Source organism: Paenibacillus sp. 203 (genome assembly GCF_037027525.1).
GTDB classification, from domain to species: domain Bacteria; phylum Bacillota; class Bacilli; order Paenibacillales; family Paenibacillaceae; genus Paenibacillus; species Paenibacillus polymyxa_B.
In genome coordinates this window covers 1-245 of record NZ_JAXCHD010000098.1, presented here as the reverse complement: position 1 = coordinate 245, position 245 = coordinate 1, and the positions used below count along the sequence as shown (strand labels likewise).

The 245-nt window shown below is 52.7% G+C and carries 1 rRNA gene; it reads right to left on the bottom strand.

Features of this window, described 5'->3' with window-relative positions:
- A 16S ribosomal RNA gene (locus tag WA407_RS26575) occupies positions 1-245 on the bottom strand; the annotation flags it as partial.

Sequence of the window (245 nt, the reverse complement as noted above, 5' to 3'; positions counted from 1 at the left end):
TGCTGGCAACTAAGCATAAGGGTTGCGCTCGTTGCGGGACTTAACCCAACATCTCACGACACGAGCTGACGACAACCATGCACCACCTGTCTCCTCTGTCCCGAAGGAAAGGCCTATCTCTAGACCGGTCAGAGGGATGTCAAGACCTGGTAAGGTTCTTCGCGTTGCTTCGAATTAAACCACATACTCCACTGCTTGTGCGGGTCCCCGTCAATTCCTTTGAGTTTCAGTCTTGCGACCGTACT